The sequence below is a fragment of the Ralstonia pickettii genome (assembly GCF_016466415.2).
GTDB classification, from domain to species: Bacteria; Pseudomonadota; Gammaproteobacteria; order Burkholderiales; family Burkholderiaceae; genus Ralstonia; species Ralstonia pickettii.
In genome coordinates, this window is record NZ_CP066772.2 from 691,298 (window position 1) to 714,274 (window position 22,977).

At 65.6% G+C, this 22,977-nt stretch carries 19 protein-coding genes; 9 read left to right on the top strand and 10 right to left on the bottom strand.

Annotation, left to right across the window (positions count from 1 at the left end):
- The first annotated feature begins 172 nt into the window (after positions 1-172).
- Positions 173-3,724, top strand: coding sequence for an EAL domain-containing protein (locus RP6297_RS19365; RefSeq protein WP_009240369.1), 3,552 nt, complete (start codon positions 173-175; stop codon positions 3,722-3,724).
- A gap of 27 nt (positions 3,725-3,751) precedes the next feature.
- On the opposite strand, the gene RP6297_RS19370 is transcribed toward RP6297_RS19365, so the two are convergent.
- Complete coding sequence (locus RP6297_RS19370) at positions 3,752-5,341, bottom strand: methyl-accepting chemotaxis protein (RefSeq protein WP_009240370.1); 1,590 nt, start codon at positions 5,339-5,341, stop codon at positions 3,752-3,754.
- Between the two features lie 215 nt (positions 5,342-5,556).
- Between RP6297_RS19370 and RP6297_RS19375 the strand changes: the two genes are divergently transcribed.
- A complete protein-coding gene (locus tag RP6297_RS19375; protein ID WP_171924792.1) occupies positions 5,557-5,808 on the top strand; it encodes a hypothetical protein in 252 nt (83 codons plus the stop codon).
- Positions 5,809-5,821: 13 nt separating this feature from the next.
- On the opposite strand, the gene RP6297_RS19380 is transcribed toward RP6297_RS19375, so the two are convergent.
- The 3 genes from RP6297_RS19380 to RP6297_RS19390 all read right to left on the bottom strand — a co-directional run bounded on the left by RP6297_RS19380 (position 5,822) and on the right by RP6297_RS19390 (position 8,027).
- Positions 5,822-6,643, bottom strand: a complete 822-nt coding sequence (locus tag RP6297_RS19380) for a siderophore-interacting protein (RefSeq protein WP_009277005.1) — start codon at positions 6,641-6,643, stop codon at positions 5,822-5,824.
- An 80-nt stretch (positions 6,644-6,723) separates the two neighbouring features.
- On the bottom strand, positions 6,724-7,392 hold the full coding sequence (locus RP6297_RS19385) for a PadR family transcriptional regulator (RefSeq protein WP_009240373.1): 669 nt from the start codon (positions 7,390-7,392) through the stop codon (positions 6,724-6,726).
- A gap of 116 nt (positions 7,393-7,508) precedes the next feature.
- On the bottom strand, positions 7,509-8,027 hold the full coding sequence (locus RP6297_RS19390) for a MarR family winged helix-turn-helix transcriptional regulator (protein WP_009240374.1): 519 nt from the start codon (positions 8,025-8,027) through the stop codon (positions 7,509-7,511).
- Positions 8,028-8,103: 76 nt separating this feature from the next.
- Here RP6297_RS19390 and RP6297_RS19395 point away from each other — a divergent pair, with 76 nt between their 5' ends.
- Genes RP6297_RS19395 through RP6297_RS19405 form a run of 3 tightly spaced genes read left to right on the top strand, consistent with a single transcriptional unit; the run spans position 8,104 to position 9,670 of the window.
- A complete protein-coding gene (locus tag RP6297_RS19395) occupies positions 8,104-8,601 on the top strand; it encodes a carboxymuconolactone decarboxylase family protein (RefSeq protein ID WP_009240375.1) in 498 nt (165 codons plus the stop codon).
- Entirely contained in the window at positions 8,598-9,047 is a 450-nt protein-coding gene (locus tag RP6297_RS19400) for a GNAT family N-acetyltransferase (protein ID WP_009240376.1), read from the top strand. The genes RP6297_RS19395 and RP6297_RS19400 overlap by 4 nt, the downstream gene beginning before the upstream one ends.
- Entirely contained in the window at positions 9,044-9,670 is a 627-nt protein-coding gene (locus RP6297_RS19405; RefSeq protein WP_009240377.1) for an FMN-dependent NADH-azoreductase, read from the top strand. Before RP6297_RS19400 ends, RP6297_RS19405 begins: the two co-directional genes overlap by 4 nt.
- A gap of 65 nt (positions 9,671-9,735) precedes the next feature.
- On the opposite strand, the gene pcp is transcribed toward RP6297_RS19405, so the two are convergent.
- From pcp to RP6297_RS19420, 3 genes are all read right to left on the bottom strand, one after another.
- Positions 9,736-10,383 carry a pyroglutamyl-peptidase I gene (pcp, locus tag RP6297_RS19410; RefSeq protein ID WP_009240378.1) on the bottom strand — a complete coding sequence of 216 codons (648 nt, stop codon included), beginning with the start codon at positions 10,381-10,383 and terminating at the stop codon, positions 9,736-9,738.
- A gap of 78 nt (positions 10,384-10,461) precedes the next feature.
- Positions 10,462-10,881: a MarR family winged helix-turn-helix transcriptional regulator gene (locus RP6297_RS19415; protein WP_009240379.1), complete on the bottom strand. Its 420-nt coding sequence runs from the start codon at positions 10,879-10,881 to the stop codon at positions 10,462-10,464.
- A gap of 85 nt (positions 10,882-10,966) precedes the next feature.
- Entirely contained in the window at positions 10,967-12,565 is a 1,599-nt protein-coding gene (locus RP6297_RS19420) for a hypothetical protein (RefSeq protein ID WP_009240380.1), read from the bottom strand.
- Positions 12,566-12,756: 191 nt separating this feature from the next.
- Between RP6297_RS19420 and blaOXA the strand changes: the two genes are divergently transcribed.
- Together blaOXA and RP6297_RS19430 are read left to right on the top strand one after the other, a co-directional pair.
- Positions 12,757-13,572: an OXA-60 family carbapenem-hydrolyzing class D beta-lactamase gene (gene blaOXA / locus RP6297_RS19425; protein ID WP_009240381.1), complete on the top strand. Its 816-nt coding sequence runs from the start codon at positions 12,757-12,759 to the stop codon at positions 13,570-13,572.
- Positions 13,573-13,739: 167 nt separating this feature from the next.
- Entirely contained in the window at positions 13,740-14,177 is a 438-nt protein-coding gene (locus tag RP6297_RS19430; RefSeq protein WP_009240382.1) for a hypothetical protein, read from the top strand.
- 51 nt (positions 14,178-14,228) lie between these two features.
- Here the strand turns inward: RP6297_RS19430 and RP6297_RS19435 are convergent, their stop codons facing one another.
- On the bottom strand, positions 14,229-15,842 hold the full coding sequence (locus tag RP6297_RS19435) for a glucan biosynthesis protein (protein ID WP_009240383.1): 1,614 nt from the start codon (positions 15,840-15,842) through the stop codon (positions 14,229-14,231).
- Between the two features lie 195 nt (positions 15,843-16,037).
- Here RP6297_RS19435 and RP6297_RS19440 point away from each other — a divergent pair, with 195 nt between their 5' ends.
- On the top strand, positions 16,038-17,180 hold the full coding sequence (locus RP6297_RS19440; protein ID WP_009240384.1) for a serine hydrolase domain-containing protein: 1,143 nt from the start codon (positions 16,038-16,040) through the stop codon (positions 17,178-17,180).
- Positions 17,181-17,218: 38 nt separating this feature from the next.
- Here the strand turns inward: RP6297_RS19440 and RP6297_RS19445 are convergent, their stop codons facing one another.
- Both RP6297_RS19445 and RP6297_RS19450 read right to left on the bottom strand, forming a co-directional pair.
- A complete protein-coding gene (locus RP6297_RS19445; RefSeq protein ID WP_009240385.1) occupies positions 17,219-17,689 on the bottom strand; it encodes a cyanophycin metabolism-associated DUF1854 family protein in 471 nt (156 codons plus the stop codon).
- 22 nt (positions 17,690-17,711) lie between these two features.
- Positions 17,712-20,018, bottom strand: a complete 2,307-nt coding sequence (locus RP6297_RS19450; protein ID WP_009277001.1) for a cyanophycin metabolism-associated ABC transporter — start codon at positions 20,016-20,018, stop codon at positions 17,712-17,714.
- 289 nt (positions 20,019-20,307) lie between these two features.
- On the opposite strand from RP6297_RS19450, the gene cphA reads away from it, so the two are divergent.
- A complete protein-coding gene (gene cphA, locus RP6297_RS19455) occupies positions 20,308-22,968 on the top strand; it encodes a cyanophycin synthetase (protein WP_009240387.1) in 2,661 nt (886 codons plus the stop codon).
- Positions 22,969-22,977 lie beyond the last annotated feature (9 nt).

The following is a 22,977-nucleotide window of genomic DNA, read 5'->3' on the forward strand; positions in this document are numbered from 1 at the left end:
CCACAAGTTGCGTGCGATAGGAATTGCAAGCAAAATGCTTGCGCACTGCGTCAGCCGTCATCCGGCACGATGCCGCAACTGCATCGTGCGTCGAGGGGATGGTCCTTGAGCCGCGCATCGTGCAACCGCAGAGTGCATCCGCTCTCCACATAAGGCTCTACCGGTCATTCAAGTGCCGAAGCACGCTTTCTTTCCCACCACGCTGCGCGGCCGCTTGCTTGCCCTGGCCGCGGTGGCCGCCTTGCCGGCCATTGTTGTCGCGATTGCCGGTGTGGCGCTTTACCGTGACCGGCTCAATGATCACCTTGCCCAGCAACTGACCCACGAAACCGAGACTGCCGCTGCGCGCGTCGGCATGGTGCTGTCCAACGCCAATACGCTGCTCTCGGTGCTCATCGCCGACGATTCGGCGCTGCGCATGGAGCAGCAAGAGTGCAGCAGTTTCGTCAACCGCGTCTTTCATAACCAGAGCGAACTCGCGAACCTCGGCATCATCGACGCGCATCGCAAGCTGGTATGTACGCCCGATACGGCGAAGCTTGCCATCGATCTGTCGGACCGACCGTACATCAACGAGATCATGGCAACGGGCCGACCGTCCCTGTCGACATTTGTGATCGGACGCGTCTCCGGCCAGGCAGTGCTGATTTCGGCGCGGCCGATGGCAGGCAACGACGGCACCATCCGGGGCGTGGCGTACGCGGCCGTGCGGCAGAGCGCGTTGATTGCGGCGGCCGTCGACGGCATGTCGGAGGCGCCGGTCTATCTCGTGGATGCGGCGGGCAACGTGTTGTCGACCCACGGTGCTCTGGAGGCCGCCCAGGTGCCGGCCATTGTGCGCGGGCCGCTGGTGGCCGCCGCGGCCCAGCAGCCAGGCGAACCGGTGTTCGTGGACGACACCGACGGCGTTCGCCGCGCCTACGCCGCCATGGTGGTGCCGCACGCGGCCGGCGGGCATTTGCGCATCGTGCGGGGCGTGGACGCTACCGACATCGTTCGCCAGCAGCGCTACATGACGCTGGCCGGCGGAGGTGCCATCCTGCTGATGGTGGTGATGCTGCTCGCCCTGATCCAGATGGCGCTGCGGCGGATGGTCATGCCGCGCATCGATGCGCTCGTCGACGCGGCGCGCCACTACGCAACGGGTGATTTTTCTGCACGCGTAGTCGAGCATGGCGCCTCGCGGGACGAACTCTCGCTGCTTGAGCGCACCTTCAACGAAATGCGTGCCGCCATCCAGCGCCACGATGCCACCGTTCACCGCCTGACCGAACGCTTCCAGCGGGTGGCACGCGCCACCAACGACTGGATCTTCGACTGGGATATTGCGACCGGCGAGTCCTGGGCCAACGCCAGCCTGCATCGGCTGCTTGGCAGCGACGCGCTGCTCGGTCCGGGGGACGACGACGGCGCGGGTGGGGGCACCTCGCGCACGCTGACCTTCCAACAGTTCGTACACCCGGACGACGTCGATGCCTTCGCCCGCGAGCTGCGCGCCGTCCTGAATTCGAACCGCGACAGCTGGCAGCACGTCTGCCGGGTGATCGATGCCAACCGTGCCACGCGCACGGTGGAAATTCGCGCCAGCCTTTATCGTGATCAGGACGGCCGCGCTGTGCGCATGGTCGGCGGGGTGACCGACATTTCGCAGCGCTCGGCAATCGAGCAGGAACTGCGCAGCAGCGAAGCGAACCTGCGTGTGGCGGAACAGATTGCGCTTCTGGGCAGTTGGCGCTGGGATGTGCTGCGCGACTCGACTACATGGTCGTCGGGCATGTACGTGTTGACGGGCGTGCCGCCGGGCGCGCCGCCGGCCTTCGCCCAGCAAGCGCAGTTCTTTACCGCCGACAGCTATAACCGTCTGCGCGACGCCGCGAGCCGCGCCGTGACCGAAGGGGAACCGTACTCGCTGGAGCTGGAGATGATCCGCCGCGACGGTGAACACCGGTGGGTGCTCTCGCGCGGCAACATCGAGCGCAACGAGCGCGATGAGGTGATTGCGCTGTTCGGCACCATGCAGGACATCACCGAGCGGCGTGAGTCCGACGAGCAACTGCGTCTGCTGCGCCGCGTTGTCGAATCGGTGCCGTCGGGTATTACCGTGGCCGACGCGCAGCAGCCCGACTTGCCGATTGTGTATGTGAACCCCGGCTTCGAGCGCATGACGGGTTATCGCGCAGAGGAAGTGCTGGGCCGCAACGCGCGCTTCCTGCATTCGTCCGAGCCTGGGCAGCCGGCGCTGAACGAAGTGCGGACAGCGTTGCGCGACGAGAGCGAGATTCGCGTGCTGCTGCGCAATTTCCGCAAGGACGGCCACGCGTTCCTGAACAACTTCCTGCTCTCGCCCGTGCGCGATGCCAAGGGTGCCGTTACGCATTACGTCGGCATTCAAGACGACGTGACCGAGCAGGAGATGACGCGCACGCGCCTGGCCCAGCACGCCACCATCGACCCGCTCACGGGCCTGCCCAACCGCACGCTGCTGGCCGACCGCGTGCAGCAGTCGGTGGAGATGGCCGCACGCCAGCGTAGCCGCTTCTATGTGGCGCTCGTCAACATCGATCGTTTCAAGGTCGTCAACGACAGCCTTGGCCACCTGCTGGGCGATGAGGTGCTGCGCCGGGTGGCCGAGCGCCTGCGCGATGCCGCCGACACGGTGGACACCGTGGCGCGCTTTGGCGGCGACGTGTTTGCATTGGTGATCTCGCACGCCGGCTCGCGCGGCGTCGACTTCGGCTTTGATCTGTTTGCCGAGCCGGTGCGCGTGGAAGGGCACGAGGTGTTCGTGACGGCAAGCATCGGCGTGGCCGAATACCCGGCGCACGGCGCCGACGCCGATAGCCTCATCCGCCATGCCGAAATGGCGATGTACTACGCCAAGCAGAACGGCCGCAACCGCCTGGAATTCTTCGCGCCGGAAATGGATATCGGCGTGTCATATCGGCTGAATCTGGAACACCAGATCCGCGCGGCGCTGGAGCAGGGCCAGTTCCGCTTGCTGTACCAGCCGCAGATCGACACCCAGACCGGGCGCGTGTGCGGGCTCGAAGCGCTGATCCGCTGGATTCACCCGACACGCGGGTTGCTGCCGCCGGCCGCGTTCATTCCCGTGGCCGAAGAGAGCGGGCTGATCGTCGAGATCGGTAACTGGGTCTTGACCGAAGCCGCGCAGCAACGCGCCGAGTGGCACAAGCGCGGCCTGGCTGATGACCTGACGTTGGCTGTGAACGTGTCGCCGCTGCAGTTCAAGCGCGGCACCGTGCTGCCGACGCTGCTAAAGCTACAGCGCCAATACGGCCTCGGGTCGGGCTTCCTTGAACTGGAAGTGACCGAGTCGATGCTGATGGAAGGCACCGAGCGCACCATCGAAGACCTCACGGCCATTCGACAACTGGGCGTGCGCATTGCCATCGACGATTTCGGTACGGGGTATTCGAGCCTGGCGTATCTGAAGCGCTTGCCGATCGACCTCATCAAGATCGACCGCGCGTTCGTCAAGGACATCGACCGCGATTCCAACGATGCCGCCATCTGTACGACGGTCGTGGTGCTGGCCCACAACCTTGGCGTGAAGGTGTGTGCCGAAGGTGTGGAAGACGCTGCGCAGTCCGCCTTCCTGGCCTCGCACCAATGCGACGTGCTGCAGGGCTATTACTTCAGCGAGCCGCTGTTGCCTGAGGCCGTGACTGCATTGCTTGAACGCGACACGCGCTTCACCGTGTAAGGAAGCGCTGCTCTTCCCGCTGCAACGCTACGCGCGGAACACCGCCACGGCGTGCTTCAGATCTTCCGATTGGCGCGCCAGCACCGAGGTGGCGGCCGCTGCCTCTTCCACCAGCGTTGCGTTCTGCTGCGTGACCCCATCGAGCTGTGAAACCGACGCGTTGATCTGCGCAATGCCGCTGCTCTGCTCGCGCGAGCTGGCCGAGATTTCCGACATGAGCTGCGTGACGGTCTGCACCGATCGCACGATCTGCGTCATGGTGGCGCCCGCCTTGTGGACGAGATCGACGCCGTCGCGCACGGACTGATCGGATGCGCGGATGATCTCCTTGCTCTGTGCGGCGGCCTGCGCGCTGCGTTGGGCGAGACTGCGCACCTCGCCGGCGACGACTGCAAAGCCCCGGCCTTCTTCGCCCGCGCGGGCGGCTTCGACCGCGGCGTTGAGCGCAAGGATGTTGGTCTGGAACGCGATGCTCTCGATGGTGGCGATGATCTCGGTCACGCGCTGGCTGTCGGCACGGATGGCGTCCATGGTTTGCACGACGCGCTGCACGACCTGACCGCCGTCGGCCGCGATCGTGGAGGCCTGCTCGGCCAGGGCGCTGGCTGCGCGGGCGTGGTCGGCGTTCTGCGCAACCATCGATGTCAGCTCCTCCATGCTGGAGGCGGTTTCTTCCAGCGCGGCGGCCTGCTGCTCGGTACGTGCGGAAAGGTCATGGTTGCCGGCGGAAATCTGCAGCGTGCTGTGCGCGACGCTGGCGGCGCCGTCCTGGATGTCGCGCACGATCGACGAGAGGCTTGCGCGCATGGTGCCCATGGCGCGCATGACTTCGCCCAGCTCATCGCTGGAGCGGACTTCGACCACGGTGGTCAGGTCACCGGCGGCCAGTCGCGTGGCAAGCGTGGCCGCTTCTTCCAACGGTCGGATCAGCGTGCGTGCAAGCAGCACGCCTGACATCGTCGCCAGCCCGGCGCAACCCACGCCGGTGAGCCACAGCCAGTCGCGGCTGAAGACGAGCCACGCTGCGCCATGCAGATCGGCGGCTTCCAGCGCCATGTGCGCCCATACCGTGCCGATCAGGATGGCCGATGCAATCAGTGTTTGCAGCCCAATCACCTTGAAGCGCAGGCTGTCGATCTGGAACAGATTGACGGCGCGCCGCCATCCCGTGCGCAGAATGCGGCCCGCGCGCACGGTGTACGACGTGTCGCCTTCATTGATGGCGGTATAGGCGCGTTGCGCGCGCGCGATCTGCGCAGGCGTGGCCATCGAGCGCACCGATGTATAGCCGACCACTGCGTTGTTCTGAAACACCGGCGTTACGTTGGCCAGCACCCAGTAGAAGCCGCCGTCCTTGCGTCGGTTCTTGACGAAGCCGCGCCACGCCTTGCCGGCTTGCAGCGTGGCCCACAAATCGGCGAAGGCGGCCTCGGGCATGTCAGGGTGGCGCACGAGGTTGTGCGGTGCGCCCATCAGCTCCTCATGCGAATACCCGCTGATGCGCACGAACGCCGGGTTGGCGAAGACGATGCGACCTTTGAGATCGGTGCGGGAGATGAGGTAGTCCGTCGGGGTGAGGGCGGTTTCGGCTTCGGTGACCGGCAGGTTTTTGCGCATGGTGGTGCCGCGCTTCGTGGGCGCGGATGGTCGAAAGGAGGCGTGGGCTTGAAAGGCACGCTGTCCTTCTTTGCATCGGCATGCCGCGGGCCATCTAAAGGCGATGCCTGCGCCCCGAGTTGATCTGGATCAAATCACACGCGTGGCGCAGATTGGCATGGCCGTTGCTACGTTGCTGGCAATGCGCCGTTCAGGCGCTGAAGATGGAGGAACGAGTGCACAAGATCTGTGGAGACGTTGAAATCGTCCCCCGCGTGGTGCCCGCCGGCGGGCGCGGCTGGGAGGCACGCGTGGAGGTGGTGTTTCGCGGCGCGGAAGGGCAATCGTTGTCGGGTTCGCAGGCGGTGCGGCCCGGGTGCACGTTCGGCTCGCCGCGCGAAGCGATGGACGCGGCGCTGCTGCACGGGCAGCGCCTCTTGCGCGAGTGGGTGAGGGGCTCGGCACCCCAGGCAGAAGTCGCAACCTGACGCGACGCGAAGATTAGCGCGCCTCGCTCGCCTTGCGCTCTTCGCGTGATAGGCCGGCAGTCCAGTAGCCCTTGGCGTCGATGGCGTCATGCGGCACGGCCCAGGCGCCTTCGAGCAGCGTGCGAACCTGTTTGAGCAACGACGCCTCGCCGGCCAGGAAGACCTGCGGTGTGCCGGCGGGCATGGCTTGCGCGCTCAGCGCTCCGACCATCATGGCGCCGGCGTGGGCCGTATCGCTTTCCACCCAATGGATGTTGCGGCTGCGCGGGTGCGTGGCCAAGGCGCCTTCCAGCGGCAGCCGGGCGCGGGCGTCGCCGATGGCGATGTAGGTCAGCACCTGCGCGTGCTCGGGCAGCGTTTCCAGAATCGCGAAGATGGCAGGCAACGCGGTTTCGTCGCCAATGAGCAGCGTCCAAGGCGCGGCGGGGTCCGCACGGAAGCCCCGCTTGGGGCCGGCAAATTCGACTTCATCGCCGGGTGCGGCATGCTCCAGCCAGCGTGCGGCAGGGCCATGCTGGGCTGCGGGTGTCTCGTCGTGCACGACAAAATCGATTTCAAGTTCCCCGCGGGCCGCGTGATAGCGGCGAATCGTGTAGGCCCGACCGAGCGTTCGGCCGTTGCCCGCGCGTTCGTGCGGAAACATCAGCTTGATCGCTGCGCCGGGCGGCGCCTCGGCCAGATCGGTGAGATTCGTCGCGGCCGCGCCGGTAAAGACCACGCGGCGCATGCGGGGCGACAACGTATGGATGGCGCGCACACGCACGCGGCGTGTGGCGGGTTTGACAGTACTGAGCAGCTGCGACATGAGACCTTGTGTGCGATTGAAGGCAAACATAGATGGCTGCGAAATGGACCGAGGCGAGGGGCCGGGCGACGAAGCGTCACCCGGGGCGGACTGGATGCTGCCGGTTCCGCTTACCGCTCGCCGGTGATTTCCTTGAGGGCGCGTAGCAGGATGTCTGCCACGCGCTGCTGTTCTTCGCGCGAGGCGAAGCGTTTTTCCATGAGCGCGAACTTCAGGCGCCAGCGCGCTGTGCGCAGCGGGTCGTGGCCGGTGTCCGTCCATTCGGCGGCGTTGTCGGTTTCGCGGTCGAAGGCCATGGCTTCATTCATGCGCTTGACGCGCTCACCCATGGCGCGCAATTGCGCGAGGATGGCATCGGCGCTGTTCTGGCGCTCGGCCAGCCAGGTTTCGCCTTCTGGCGTGATGCCGTAGCGCTTCTTGTTGCCTTCGACGGTGACGGAGGCAAAACCGTGGTCTTCCAGATACGACAGCGCCGGGTACACCATGCCCGGGCTTGGCGTGTAGAAGCCAAGCGAGTGTTCTTCCACCGCCTTGATCAGCTCATAGCCGTGACGCGGGGTGCCTTTGAGCAGCGCCAGCAGCACCAGCTGCAGATCAGCCGAGCTGAGTCGCCGGCCGCGCCACGGGCTGCCGCCCTCGTCATCCCCTTCCCCGTAGCCGCCGGGGCCGCCAAAGCCGCCCATGCCGCGTCCGAAACCGTGTCCGCCATGACCGTGGCGACCCATCATGAAGTGTTTTTCAATCCACATTTTGTGGTGATGTCCGAACCATCCACGCATTGCTGTTCTCCTGAAGAAGATCATCAGATATATCGCAAGATACATCGCATGATAGTGGCGGCCACCCAGAAGTCAAGGACATCAGAAACGGCAGCGGAGGAAAAACGATGCGCGGACTACGGTGCGGGCTTGCCGCTGCCGAGTTTTGCAACGTGTACAAGCCAGCGCCGCACAACCTCTTCTTCCTTGGGCGAGAAGCCTTCCAGCAAGTCCCGCTCGATGCCGCCCGAGCGTTCGCGGCACGCTGCAAGCAGGGCGGACCCGTTCGGTGTGACGTCGATGTGCTGGATTCGGCCGTGCACGGCGTGGGGCCGGCGGGTGATGGCGCCGCTGCGCTCCAGGTTGGTGACGATCACGCTCACCGTCTGGGGCGTCAGCATGGTCAACCGGGCGAGGTCGGCGTTCGAGATGCCCGGGTAGGCGCGGAGCATCGTGAGCACCAGGAATTGCGGCAGCGTGACGCCCACGTCGGCCATGGCGCGCTCCATGCGCAACCGCTGCGCGGCGCTCGCTTGGCGTAGCAGGTAGCCGAGATAACCTTCCTCGCCGCGCTTGCCTTGGCCGGGCTCTGGAATGGCGGGCGCGTTGGCGGATGTGTCGTGTTCCTGGGTGGCAACAGGGGTGCGCTTGCTCATGATGTAAGAGTTCGAATATGATGTTCGAACACTGATATTAGCACTCCTCCCACCCGAACCCTCTCAGGAGCCAGCCATGGAAGATCTTTCCCCGCGCATGGATTACTCGGAATTTGTCGATACTGCCGTCGGCGTGGCGCCGGCGTTGCAGGCGCTCGGTAAGGCGGTGGACGCCTCGGGGCTGGAAAAGCCGCTGACCGAACTCATCAAGCTGCGCGCCTCGCAAATCAACGGCTGCGCGTTCTGCGTGCAATTCCACCTGAACCTGGCGCGCAAGCTGCGCGTGGCGCCGGCCAAGCTCGATCTGGTGGCGGTCTGGCGCGACACGCCGGCGGTCTTCACGCCGCGCGAGCGCGCCGCGCTGGCCTGGACGGAAGCGCTGACCACCCTGGCCCGCGCGGCCGACCACGGGGTGGAGGATCACGAATACGACGCCGTGCTCGAGCATTTCTCCAGGACGGAAGTCGCCTTCCTCACAGCCGCCGTCGCCAACATCCAGGCGTGGAACCGTATTGCCGTCGCAATGCGCTTTGTGCCGCAGGTGCCGGCTGCCGTGACCGCGGAGCAAGCATGACCATCGACGCCGTCCGCCCCATCGAAGATGAAGCTGCCTTGCGTGCGTGCTTTCCCGTCATGCACCAACTGCGGCCGCATCTTGCCGACGCCGACGAGCTGGTCGCGCGCTGGCGCCGGCAGGTGCAAGACGGCTACCGCCTCATCGCCGTCTGGCGTGACGGGGTGCCGGTAGCGCTGGCGGGATATCGGCAGCAGGAGAACCTCGTCTACGGGCCGTTCCTGTATGTCGACGATCTGGTGACCGATGCCAACCTGCGCAGCAGCGGCCTCGGCAACGTATTGATGAGCCACCTCAAAGCCGAAGCCGAGCGCCTGGGCTGTGCGCGGCTCGTGCTCGACACGCCGCTGTCCAACGTGCTTGGCCATCGCTTCTACTATCGCAACGGGCTGCTTGCAGGCGCTTTGCGCTTTGGCATGAACACGAAAACGGGGGCTGCGCGATGACAACACTGCTGCACGTGACCGTGAGCCCGCGCGACGATCGCTCGCACAGCCGGCGTGGCGCAAAGTGGGTGATCGCACAATCGGCAGAGGCCGTTGGTGGCCTGCGCGTCATCGAGCGCGATCTGGCGGCCACGCCGTTGCCGCATCCCGATGCCGGTTTTGTCGAGGCCAGCCTCACGCCCGATGCCGACCGCACCGCAACGCACCGTGCAGCGCTTGCGCTGTCGGAAACGCTGATCGGCGAACTGGAAGCAGCGGATGCCGTGCTGATTTCCACGCCGGTGCACAACTACACGGTGCCTTCGGCGTTGAAGGCGTGGATCGATCTGGTGGTGCGGCCCGAACGCACGTTCCGCCGCACGCCCACGGGCAAGGTGGGCATGCTGACCGATCGCTCGGTGCTGGTGGTATCCGCTTCAGGCGGCAACTTTGACGGCGCCCACGCGCAGACCGATTTCCTGATGCCGTATCTGCGGTATGTGTTTGCCACGGTGGGCATCCATCAGGTGGAAGGCATCCGCTTGCAGAACACTGCGCGCGGTGCTGATTCCGCCATGCAGGCCTTCGAAAGTTTCCGGCAGGAACTGGCTGCGCGGATGTTGCTCATGCCGCTGGTGGCCTGAGGACTGTCACGCGAAGAGCCAGCGTGCCAGGTCCGCGGCGCCGGCCAGCCATTCGCGTGCACGTGTCAATGCACTGCACCTGCGCTCATCTTCAGATCTGACTGCGTGGCCAGCGTCGTACGCACCGCCAGACGTATTCCTTTGATCTGCGTATCGATCGACAGGCTCGGCCGGCCCGCATGCCGCGCTGCCAGTTCGGGCGTGGTCGGCACGTGGATGAAGCCGCCGCGCACCTGCGGCGCGCGCATGGCAATGTGGTGCATCAAACCATAGAACAGGTGGTTGCAGTTGTAGGTGCCTGCACTCTGCGACACGCCCGCGGGCACGCCGGCCTCGCGCAGCGCATGCACGATGGCTTTGATCGGCAGGGTGGAGAAGTACGCCGTTGGCCCATCGGCCACCACAGGCGTATCAACCGGCTGGTTGCCCGCGTTGTCGGGAATGCGTGCGTCGATCACGTTGATGGCTACGCGCTCCACCGAAATCTCCGTCCGGCCCGTGGCCAGCCCCAGCGCGAACACCAGGGCGGGTGATGTGGCCTCGATGGCGTCCACCAATATTTCGTTGGCGAGACCAAACACGCACGGCAACTGCCGTGCCACGATGACCGCGCCGTCCACCTGCGTGCTGTCGAGTGCCTGCGCGATGTCCCACGAAGGGTTGGTGGGGTCGGATTCAAACGGCTCGATGCCGGTGACAAGAACGGTAATCATGCAGGCGCTCCTTGGTGATATCCGTAGTGATGCAACTATTTGCCGATCAAAAAGGCGGCAATGGCCGCCCCGTTTGTCTTACGTGTTCAGCGTACTCCGAACGTTACGGATGGCCTGCACCGTATCGTCGAACGCGCTTGCGCCGACATGCTCGCGCAAGCGCCGCGCCACCTTGGAGCTGGCGGCCTGCAACGCGGTTTCCAGTTCACGGGCGGCTTCCGTGGGGAAGAGGTTCCACTCTCGGCCGTCCTCTGCAGAAGGTTGGCGTTCCACCAGGCCCTTGGCGATCAAGCCGTCCACAAGACGCGTGGCAGTGGGCCGCGCAATGCCCAGCACCTCGGCCAGTTCGCGGTTGAGCACGCCGGGTCGTTTGAGCACCACGCGCAGCACGAACCCTTGCGGCGGCGTCAGGCTGAACGGCGCATACGCGACCGTCCATTCGCGCTCGACCGAGCGCGCCAGAGCGGTGGTGTTGAAGTACAGGCAGTGATCAAACATGTACCGTAGTCTAGCGACGGATCATTAGGGATACAACGAATTTATTCATCCATCGATCTACTGGGGGGGCGGCTCAGCGTGCAGCTCAGGGCGGCGCATCCGCCATCTGCGTCAGCTGCTTCAGTGCCTGGACGAAGTACGCGCGATCGTGCGGTGCCAGGTCTTGCGTGGCTTGCGCGAGGCGGTTCATCGCCGTGCGGGCGGTAACGTGATCGCCGTCTGCGTGAGCAAACCACGCCAGCTCCAGCAGCAACCCGCTCACCTGCACGTGGCCGTAGCGATGGCGGCCGCTGTCGTGTTCGCGCAGGCGCAGTGCTGCCACGTCGGCCCAGCGCTGCGGCCAGTAGCGCGCGTCAAAGGCCTCGGCAAACGGGCCCGCTTGCGTACGGAGGTCGTTCAACGTGAGCGCAGCGCGGCTTGTGTCGGCGCGCGCAATGCGCATCAGCGCGATGGCGTTCCACGCCGATTGCAGCGGCCCGCCGTTGCGTAGCGCCTGCCATTCGCTCATGGCCAGCCAGCGGACGGCATCGACCGTGCCGTCGGCATGCACCGCGTTGCCAAGTACATCGCGCAGCAGCCAGCACGTCATGCCGAGGTTGGCGGCAACTTGCTGCACGGCGTCGGAGGCCTGGCTTTCCAGCGCGGCCGCCAGCGCGGTTTCGAACTGCGCGACGATGCGCTGCGCGGCCTGGGCGCGTACGTCCGATGCAATGCCGTCCGCGTCGGCGTAGAGCAGGCGGGCGCGATCGATGAGGGCGCTCAAGTTGTTCCACTCAAAACGGATCTGCGGGTGATAGCGCAGCAGGCTGCGGCCGGGCTCGGCGTCGGCCAGGCGCGCGAGCAGGCCGGCGGCAAGGTCGAGGTCGCGTCGGTCATACGCACACCATGCGGTGACGATGCGCTCCATGGCGGCGAGGTAGTCGTTGCCCAGCACATGGCGCTGCCGACGGTGCGCGCGCAGTTGCGAGAGCAAGGCGCTGGCGCGTGTCGAGTCGCCCAGCCGGCGCGCGGCCATTGCCTCGCCCAGGGTGACGAGGGCGCGCTGGAAGTCGTTGTCGGCGGCGTCGCCGGCGTGGCGCAAGGCGAGCAGGGCGCCGCCGCGCTCGGTGTCGGACGTGCTCGTGCCGGTGCTCAGTGCATGCAGCAGGCGGCCTTCGCGCATGGCGTGGCGCGCGGTCAGAAAGGCGTGCCAGAACGCGGGGTTGGGCGTGCCAGGCGCAGGGCCGGAGAGCGCGCTGGCGTTGGCTTCGGCGCTGTTGTCCGTGCTGCTTTCCGGCGCGGCGATACCGAGGAAGGCGCGCACATCGGTGTCATCGGCAATCCGTCCTTCCACCAGGCAGATCACGCGCGCCGCGTCTTCGGGCGTAAGCCAGAACGGGCCCTGGCTGCGCTTGTCTGCGTTGAGAAAGCGCGGCTCGCGGTCGCGCTGTTCGCCCCAGCCGGCTTGCACGCCCCAGTTCTGCCAGTCGCGAAAGGCGCGGCTGATCATCATGCGCTGCGTGCTGGCGTCCGATACGGCACCGCGCAGGTCGGCCAGCCGCACCAGCGGTTGTTCCGGCGACAGACGATGCGCGTAGGCCAGGCGCACGAGCAGCCACAGGCTCTGGAACGGGGCGCGTCGTCCATCCACAGTTTGCGGTGTGGTCAGCTCGACATGGAGGGCGGGCAGGGTGGGCGGCGTCATGCAAACAATCAGGCGAAGCGAAACGTGGCGCCATTGTGCGCCACGCCCATTGTTACAGGCGTTACGAGCGTGACGTGCTGCTTGCTGTGCACGCTGGCGGCAGCACGGAGCGCTCCCTACTATGCGCAGCGCCGGCTCCTGTGCGCATCGCCGGTTGCCGGTAGCCATCCACCCATTTCAAGGAGCCTTTCATGTTCTCTCGCTGGTCGAAGACTTTCGCGTTTGCCGTGGTGGCCTGCACGCTCGCAATAAGCACCGCCACCGCTCATGCCGAGCTGGTCGTGCGCAATGACCTCAAGCGCGTGTTCGACGACGCCGGCGTCTCCGGCACCTTCGTGCTGATGGACATCACCGCCGACCGTACCTATGTCGTCGATCCGGCGCGTGCCGCGCGGCGCATCCATCCGGCTTCGACGTTCAAGATTCCGAACAGCCTGATCGCCTTCGACACCGGGGCCGTGCGCGACGATCAGGAAGTGCTGCCCTACGGCGGCAAGCCGCAGCCTTACGAGCAGTGGGAGCACGACATGGCGTTACCCGAGGCGATTCGCCTGTCGGCCGTGCCGATCTATCAGGAAGTCGCGCGCCGCGTTGGCTTCGAGCGCATGCAGGCTTATGTCGATGCGTTCGACTACGGCAATCGCCAGCTCGGCAGCGCGATCGACCAGTTCTGGCTGCGTGGCCCGCTGGAGATTTCCGCTTTCGAAGAAGCACGCTTCACCAGCCGCATGGCGCTCAAGCAGTTGCCGGTGAAGCCGCGCACGTGGGACATGGTCCAGCGCATGCTGTTGATCGAGCAGCAGGGCGATGCCGCGCTGTATGCCAAGACCGGCGTCGCCACCGAATACCAGCCGGAGATCGGTTGGTGGGTCGGCTGGGTGGAGCGTGCGGGGCATGTCTATGCATTCGCGCTGAACATCGACATGCCGCGCGAGGGCGATATGGCCAAGCGCATTCCGCTGGGCAAGCAGTTGATGCGGGCGCTCGAGGTGTGGCCGGCACCGTGAGACGCGCGCCTGTAGGTTGCTCTATCTGACCCGCAATTAGGGATGCCCGCAATCCACAGTGAGATGGATCCGGAGGACGATGAAAATCGTAAAAAACTATTGCGGCGGTTCGTCGGAAGGCGGACAAACGCGAAACATCGCCCGAGGGACGGGCATCCGGGGGTCTTATGTTCAGGGTCTACAAGGCAATGGCCGTCGCCATCACGGCGGGCATCGGAGCGAGTGGCGCGCTTGCGGGCGGCAGCCAGGACGGCGTGATTTATTTCACGGGGGCAATCGTCGAGGCCGGGTTCCGTGTGCAGCCAGCGCTGCCGGCGGCGGGCGCTGGCCTGCAGGCGCGTCCATCTGCGTCGGGCGATCAGGTGGTGCTCGACTTTCGCTCGACGGCGGTGCGGGCCGTGCCGGTCGATGTGTCGGTGGAGGCGCGTGGGGCATCCTCGCTCAGGCCCCTGCGGGTGGGGGATGCACGCAGCAAGGCGGACGTCCTGACCAAATACGGCGGTTTCAAGGCCAGCCTGCTGACGGCAAACAACGGCACGCTGACCTTGTCGCGCGCGCCGGGGGTGGAACCAGCGCTCGCGGTGGTGACGCTGTCCTACCAGTAATGAAAAAGGCGGGCGAATCCCCGCCTTGTTTGTGGACCGCTGCGACGGCGTTTACGACGCCACTGGCCCCACCGGCGATTGGAACGGGTGATATTGATACAGCCACGTTTCCGACAGCGGCTTGCCATCCACACGCAAAAACAGCCGCATGTCGACCGGTTCCTTCCCGTCGACCGTCAGATCGAACTGCGCGCGCCAATGCCCCGGCACGCCGTTCGGCACGGCTTCGGTAAATACATACGAAAACGTGCCGCGCGAGCTGCTGAGTACTGCCTCCGGCTTGGTGCCGAAGGGCAGCTTCTCCAGCGGGCCGCCCTTGAACTCGACCATGAACTTGCGCACGCCGCGCGGGCGCGGCTGGCCCGGCTGGCCGCCGTTGCCCATGCGCGTGGCCACGCAGCGCGCCAGCTGTGTCGGGTACGGTTCATCGGCCAGCCAGTGCAGGCGATAGCGTAGACGGTACTGGCTGCCCGCACGCGCCGGTGCCTTCGGCACCCACATGGCGACGATGTTGTCGTGGATCTCGTCGTCGGTCGGGATTTCGATGAGCTGCACGGCGCCCTCGCCCCAGCCTTCCAGCGGCTCGACCCACAGGCTCGGGCGGCGCTCGTAATGGACGCCGTCCTGGTAGTTGTTGAAATCGCGATCGCGCTGCAGCAGGCCGAAGCCGCGCGGGTTGTTGTCGCCAAAGGCAGACGCCATCGTGCGCGGCGGATCATTCAGCGGGCGCCAGATGCGCTCGCCATTGCCGGTCCAGAGGGCGAGGCCGTCGGAGTCGTGCACCTCGGGGCGCCAGTCAGTGGCGGTGCCCTTGGCGGTTTCCGAAAACCAGTACATCGACGTGGCGGGCGCGATGCCGAAACGGTCGACGTCCTTGCGCAGGAAGATGGCCGTGTCGATGTCCATCACCACGCCCTTCGTGCGGTGCATGACAAAGCGATATGCACCCGTGATGCTCGGGCCGTCGAGCAGCGTGTAGATCGTCACGGAATCGGCGCGGTTGTCTGCCGGCGTGTCGAACCACACGTGCGTGAAATTGGGAAACTCTTCCGGCTTGCCGGCCTGCGCCACGTCCAGCGCAATGCCCCGTGCGGAAAGCCCGTACTGATACAGCTCGCCGATGGCGCGGAAGTACGACGCGCCCAGGAAGGCGACCCAATCGTTCTTCTTCCAGTCGAGTTTCTTCTGGTCACCCAGGCGGCTTTCCTGGAAGCGGAAACCGGCAAAGCCGCTGCCGCGCGGCAGTTTGCGCGCCGGGCTGTCGGCGGGCATGTCGAAGTACGATTCGTCGTAAACGATTTCGCGGGCGGCGCCTTTTTCCACCACGTGCATGCGCACCGGGGCGCGGAAGAACGTGCCGAGGTGGAAGAACGTCACCGGAAACTGGCCGGGGCCGTCCGCAAAGAGTGCGTGGGCGGTGTCGAATTTGATCTTGCCGTGTGCCTCGTAGTCGATCTTGGAAAGGATGTCGGCCGGCGCCGTGGCAGGCGGCGCGTACGGCTTGCCGGCCATCGCGCGGGCGCGCTCGATCAGCGCATCGAAAGAAAACGGCGCCGCATCGCCGAGCTTGACGCGATCGGCGGCCAGCGCTTCGGGCGTGATGCCGAGCGCCGCCAGCGTGGCGGTGACGGATGCGGAGGCAAGAAGGGTTCGACGTGTGACCATAGGTGCCTGTGATGTAGCTGGTGAATAAGAATGGTCCGACATGGTAACGCGCGCCGGGGTTCCGACGCGGGCTGAGGGGTCGTCCGGACGGCCGATCCGTTACCGGTCAAGCGGCCAAATCGACCGTTCGTCGCAACAGGTTTGCGCCTTGAAGTGCCGGTTGCGATACTTGGCGGCATCGCCCTGGGGACTCGGATGACGCAACGCTTTCGCAGCATCGGCATCGCTTTGGCGTTGGCCTGCGCGTTATGCAGCGCGCAGGCGGCACCTTGCGACGCGCCTGCCCTGTTGAACGACGGCTGGCAAATCGAGGCGGAACCGGCCGCGGCAGTTTTCGACGCCCGCAAGCTCTGTGCCGTCCTGCACAAGGTTGTCGGCGCCGATATCAATGTCCACAGCCTGCTCGTGGTGCGGCATGGACGCCTGGTCGCGGAGGTCTATCGTGCAGGCAAGGACGAGCGGGTGAAGGACCTGTTCCGCACCACGCGCACGTTCGATGCCAGCACGCTTCACGACATCCGCTCCATCAGCAAATCGGTGACGAGCCTGCTGTGGGGCATTGCGCAGGGGCAGGGCAAGACGCCGCCGCTCGACACGCCGGTGCTGTCGCTGTTTCCGGCGCTGGCGGAGTTGAATCGCGATGGCCGCGAGGCGATCACGTTCTCGCAGATGCTGTCGATGTCGAGCGGCCTGGCCTGGAACGAATGGCGTGCGAGGAGTCTGTTCAACAACGACGAGTTCGGGCTGTTCTGGCACTCGTCTCAGGCGCACTACGTGTTTGACCGCCCGATGGCGGCCCCGGCCGGCACGCAATTCAATTACAACGGCGGCAACACGGCGGTACTGGCGCTGCTGCTGGTGGAGCGCGTGGGCATGTCTGTGCCCGAGTACGCGCGCCAGCAACTGTTCGAACCGCTGGGCATCACCGACTGGGAATGGGTGGACGACTATCGTGGCCGCCCGCTGGCGTTTGCCGGCGTACGCCTGCGCCCCCGAGACCTCGCGCGCATCGGCCAGCTCGTGTTGCAGCACGGCCAATGGAACGGTCGGCAACTCGTGCCCGCCGAGTGGATTGCCGAGTCAACGCGCCCACACATCGACACCGGCATGGGCTTGCAGTACGGCTATCAATGGTGGCTCGGCAAGGTGGTGGCGGGCGGCACCGAATACGCGTGGATCGGAGGCATCGGCAACGGTGGCCAGCGTCTGTGGATCGTGCCGGGGCTCGACATGGTGGTCGTCACCACGGCGGGCGACTACAACCAGCGCGCAATCTGGAAGCAGGCCGAAACCCTGCTCAACGAGGTGATGACAGCCGTGCAGCCGACGCCCCGCTAACGGCTGCGCTGCTGCGCGGTTGCACGTCTGAACGGGGCTTACAGGAACCGATCGAGGATCTTGCGACTGTGCTTGTCCAGCGCAAGCAGATCGCGGATCAGGTAGTGGATACCGTGGCTGTCGGAAATGAGCAGCGTGGTGCCGGTCAGGCGGCGGATATCTTCTTCGCCGCGCAGCACGAGGTCGGTCTGGCCGCGGTCGGTCTGCACCGTCCACGTGCTGGGCGTGGCGTAGGTCGATACGCCGACGATCGTGCGGATCTCGGGCATGAATTCCCGCGCGCCGAGTTCGGCTTCGATCAGCGCGCGCATTGGCGTGGGCAGCGCGTCGGGTTGCGTGATCCATGCCAGCTCGCGGCCGTCCGTGCTCATCAGGCTCAAGCCCTCGTCGGCGGCGGAGATGGGAAACGCGCGCACGGGCACCACGCCTTCATGCACGGTGCCGTCGGCCAGGGTCATTACAAGCTTGCCGAAGCCGTTGCGGCTCAGGCTGAAGTCGGGCGTTTGCATCGCACTCATTTCAAATAAGGGATCACTGTGCGTAAGCCGGCGCGGCGGCGTCCACGCGCTCGCCGTCGCTGGTCAGATCGGTCTCGGCATCGACATTGCGGGCCTGCGCCTGATAAAGCTTGTAATACGCGCCTTCGCGCGCGAGCAGCTCGTCGTGATTGCCGACTTCGACGATCTGGCCGCGATCCATGACGACGAGGCGATCCGCCTTGCGCAGCGTCGACAACCGGTGCGCGATAGCGATGGTGGTGCGGCCCTGCACGAGGTTGTCGAGCGCCTTCTGGATTTCCTTCTCGGTGGTCGTGTCCACGGAAGACGTGGCCTCGTCCATGATCAGGATGCGCGGGTTGATGAGCAGGGCCCGCGCAATCGAAATACGCTGGCGTTCGCCGCCCGACAGGGCCTGGCCGCGTTCACCCACCAGCGAGTCGTAGCCGTGCGGCAGGCGCAGGATGAACTCGTGGGCGTGGGCGGCACGCGCGGCGGCAATGATCTCTTCGCGCGTGGCGTCGGGTTTGCCGTAGGCAATGTTGTCGGCGATCGTGCCGAAGAACAGGAACGGCTCCTGCAGCACCAGGCCGATGTTGCGGCGGAATTCCGAGACGGGCAGCGAACGGATGTCGGTGCCATCCAGGCGGATCGCGCCTTCGGACACATCGTAGAAACGGCAGATCAGGTTCACGAGCGTGCTCTTGCCCGAGCCGCTGTGCCCCACCAGCCCGATCATCTCGCCCGGCTGGATCGACAGGTTCAGGCCGCGGATCACCGCGCGGTTGCCATAACGGAAGCCCAGGTCGCGCAGTTCGATCGCGCCCTTCACCTTCTCGAGATGCACGGGCCTGGCCGGCTCGGGCACGCTCGACACGTGGTCGAGAATATCGAAGATCCGCTTGGCGCCGGCCGCCGCCTTCTGCGTGACGGACACGATGCGGCTCATGGAATCCAGGCGCGTGTAGAAGCGGCTGATATAGGTCAGGAACGCCACCAGCACACCGACGGTGATGGCGTCGTGGCTCACCCGCCAGATGCCGAAGATCCACACCACCAGCAGCCCGACTTCGGTCAGCAGCGTGACGGTCGGGGTAAACAGCGACCACACCGCGTTGACGCGATCGTTGATCGCCAGGTTGTGCTTGTTGGCCTCGGCAAAGCGCGTCACCTCGCGCTTTTCCTGGGCAAAGGCCTTGACCACGCGGATGCCCGGGATCGTATCGGCCAGCACGTTGGTGATTTCCGACCAGATCCGGTCGATCTTCTCGAAGCCGTGGCGCAGGCGGTCGCGCACCAAGTGGATCATCCACGCGATAAAGGGCAGCGGCACGAGGGTCACCAGTGCCAGCCATGGGTCGATCGAGACCAGGATGACGGCCGTCATCGCGATCATCAGCACGTCGGTGGCGAAATCGAGCAGGTGCAACGACAGGAACACGCTGATGCGGTCGCTTTCCGAGCCGATGCGCGCCATCAAGTCGCCCGTGCGCTTGCCGCCGAAGTACTCGAGCGACAGCTTGAGCAGGTGCTCGTAGGTGGTCGTGCGCAGGTCGGCGCTGATGCGCTCGGACACGCGCGCCAGCAGATACGTGCGCGCCCAGCCCAGCACCCAGGCCACCAGCGCGGCGCCAAACAGGCCGGACAGATAGAGCGTAACCAGGCGGTAATCGACCGGCTGCCCGTTCTGGTAGGGGATCAGCACCTTGTCCATCAAGGGCATCGTCAGGTACGGCGGCACCAGGGTGGCGGCCGTGCCGATCAGCAGCAGGGCGAAACCGGCCAGCAATTCCCACCGATACGGCTGGGCGAAGCGCCACAGGCGCAGCAGCGCCCAGGTCGAGGGCGGCTGCTCCAGTTCACGGCTGCATTGCGGGCAGTTGTCGTCACCAGTCGGGAGGGGCGCCTTGCAGATCGGGCAGGTGTCCGCGTCGGGCTGCGCGGCCTTGGCACCGGTGGTCAGGGCGTCGCGCTGGGCGTCAAAGGCGTCAGCCAGCCGCAGCGCGTCGGTGTTGTGGCCCAGCGTGTACCGCCAGCTGGCCAGCCGGTGCTGTCCGTCGGACAGCTCCAGCGTGCCGACGCCGGCGTGGTCGCTATGGGCGAGCGTCATGCCAGGAGCGATGTCCCAGCTTTGCAAATCCTTTTCGCCGGGGGCTTGGCCTATCAGGCGACGGTTCGTAACAACCAGCCACCCGTGGGTAAAATGCAGTCTTGCGTCCAAATCCAGCTGCAGCCCGGCCTGGACGGTTTCTTCTGGAGCGAGGCTCGAGCCCAGCACGACACTCCAGGGTTCCTGAGCGCGGGCGACGGTGGGGGCGGACGATGGGGAGGACTGGGTCATCAGTGGCGCAAAGAATTCAAAAAGCGCGTCCAAATGGCCAAAAAACAGCCCAAAACGGGAAAAGGACGAACATAAATCGAGGCAAGAGTGCGGCGTCGCAATTGTTGCGGCCTGCAAAATTTGCTCGCAAGTATACATAGCCACGCCAGCACGGCATTTGGTGCGCTGCACAACGCACTCCGGGCTCAAGACGTCAACGCCGACGCCGTTGTAACGTTATTGAAAGGTAACGGTTCGGTTTCACGGACCAATTCACGGGTACATCGCCCCCTGCTTCCAAGCAAATTCAATGAAGAAGAAGGACATTGAGATTCTCGATGTCATGTCGCTGCGCGGCCCGAATATGTGGACATATCGGCCAGTGCTGGAGGCATGGGTCGATATTGGTGAACTGGAGGACTATCCCTCCAACACGATTCCCGGGTTCTACGAGCGTCTGTCGACATGGCTGCCCACGCTGATCGAGCACCGCTGCAGCCCCGGCGTGCGCGGCGGCTTCCTGATGCGCTTGAAGGAAGGCACCTGGCCCGGCCACATCCTGGAACACGTCACCCTCGAATTGCAGAACCTGGCCGGCATGCCCGGCGGCTTCGGCAAGGCGCGCGAGACACCCGTGCGCGGCGTCTACAAGGTGATCGTCCGCGCCTGGCACGAAGACGTGACCCGCGCTGCCCTGTTCGCCGCCCGTGATCTGGTCATGGCGGCCATTGAAGACCGCCCGTACGACGTGGACGCCGCCGTCGAAACGCTGCGCGACCTGGTGGACGAACAGTGCCTGGGCCCCAGCACCGCCTGCATCGTCGATGCCGCCGATGACCGCAATATCCCGTCCATCCGCCTGTCGGACGGCAACCTCGTGCAGCTCGGCTATGGCGCTCGCCAGCGCCGCATCTGGACGGCCGAAACCGACCGCACCAGCGCCATTGCCGAATCGATCTCGCGCGACAAGGACCTGACCAAGAGCCTGCTGCAGTCGTGCGGCGTGCCCGTGCCGGAAGGGCGCATGGTCGACAGCGCCGAAGATGCCTGGGAGGCCGCCGAAGACATCGGCGTGCCGGTGGTGGTCAAGCCGTACGACGGCAACCACGGCCGCGGCGTGTTCACGAACCTGATGACGCGCGAAGAGGTGGAAACCGCTTACGCCGTGGCCATCGAGGAAGGCAACGGCGTGATCGTCGAGCGCTTCGTCTCCGGTAACGAACACCGCCTGCTGGTGGTGGGCGGCCGTCTGGCGGCGGCGGCGATGGGCGAGACCGCGTCGGTGGTCGGCGATGGCACCTCGACCATCGAAGAATTGATCGAATCGCAGATCAATTCCGACCCGCGCCGCGGCAGCACTGAAGAACACCCGCTGAACTTTGTGCGCCTGGATTCCGCCGCACGCCTCGAACTCAAGCGCCAGGGCTACGCTGACGGCAGCGCCGTGCCGCCGGCGGGCCGCAGCGTGCTGATCCAGCGCAACGGCAACGTCGCCTTTGACGTGACCGACCGTGTGCATCCGAGCGTGGCCGCGCACGCATCGCTGGCCGCGCGCGTGGTCGGTCTCGACATTGCCGGCGTGGACCTGGTGGCCGACGACATCTCGCGCCCGCTGGACGAGCAGCGTGGCGCCATTGTCGAGGTCAACGCCGGGCCTGGTTTGCTGATGCACATTCGCCCGGCCCAGGGGGAACCGCGCCCTGTCGGCCGCGCGATTGTCGATCACCTGTTTTCCGACAAGGACGGCGCGCAGGACGATGGCCGGATTCCCATCGTCGGCATCACGGGCACCAACGGCAAGACCGTCGTGGCCAAGCTGGTGGCGCAGATGCTGCAACTGTCGGGCAAGCACACGGGGTTGGGCTGCAGCGATGGCCTGTACCTCGATCGCCGCCAGGTGGAATCCGGCGCGCGCACCGACCGCGCCGCGTGGGATGCCTGCCATCGCATCCTAATGAACCGGGCGGTTGAAGCCGCCGTGTTCGAGAGCGACAGCGGCATGATCCTCTCGCAGGGGCTGCCGTATGACCGCTGCCAGGTGGGCGTCGTCACCAACTTCGGCAAGCCCGATCACCTGGGCGATTTCTACGTCGAAGATGAAGACCGGATGTACAGCGTCCTGCGCACGCAGATCGACGTGGTGCTGAAGACTGGCGTGGGCGTGCTCAATGCCGCCGATGCGCGCCTCGTTGAAATGGCCGACCTGTGCGATGGCGAAGTGATCTTCTTCGCCTTGACGGGCGATCTGGAGGCCATCGCCGCGCATCGCGCTGCTGGCAAACGGGCCGTGTTCGTGCGCGACGGCAAGGTGGTGCTCGCCACCGGCCCGACCGAACTGGCGCTGGCCGACGTGTCGGCCATTCCCCTGACCTACGACGGCCGCGTGCCGTTCCAGCTTGAAAACGTGCTGGCGGCTGTGGCTACCGGCTGGGCGCTGGGCATTTCGAACGATCTGATGCGCGCCGGCATCCTGACCTTCGATGTGGGGCAGGTAGATGTGCCGGGCCGCTTCACGCTGTTCCAGCACCATGGCGCCACGATCGTGGTGGATGACGCGCACAACGCGTCGGCGCTGGAAGCCTTGGCCGCTGCGCTGGACAACTTCCCGGCGCAACGCCGCACGCTGGTGTTCGGCGCCGGCCTGCAACGCCGTGATGAAGACCTGGTGGCGCAAGGCACCGTCATCGGACAGACATTCGACCGCGTGCTGCTGTGCGAAGACGCCAGTGTCAAACGCACCGATGCCGAGTTCGATCGCCAAGCACGCGCGCTGCTCAAGCAAGGGTTGCAGGCAGGCGGTCGCGTGGCTGAAGTCGTCGTCGAAGGGGCCAAGCGCCGGGATGTCGTGGACGCGGCGCTCTCGCAGGTCACAGCAGGCGACCTGCTGGTTTTGCAATGCGATGAGTGCGCCATCGAGGGCACCGTCCAGCAGGTACACCAGTGGATGGGCCGCGCCGAATCCCAGAACTGACGATCGGGC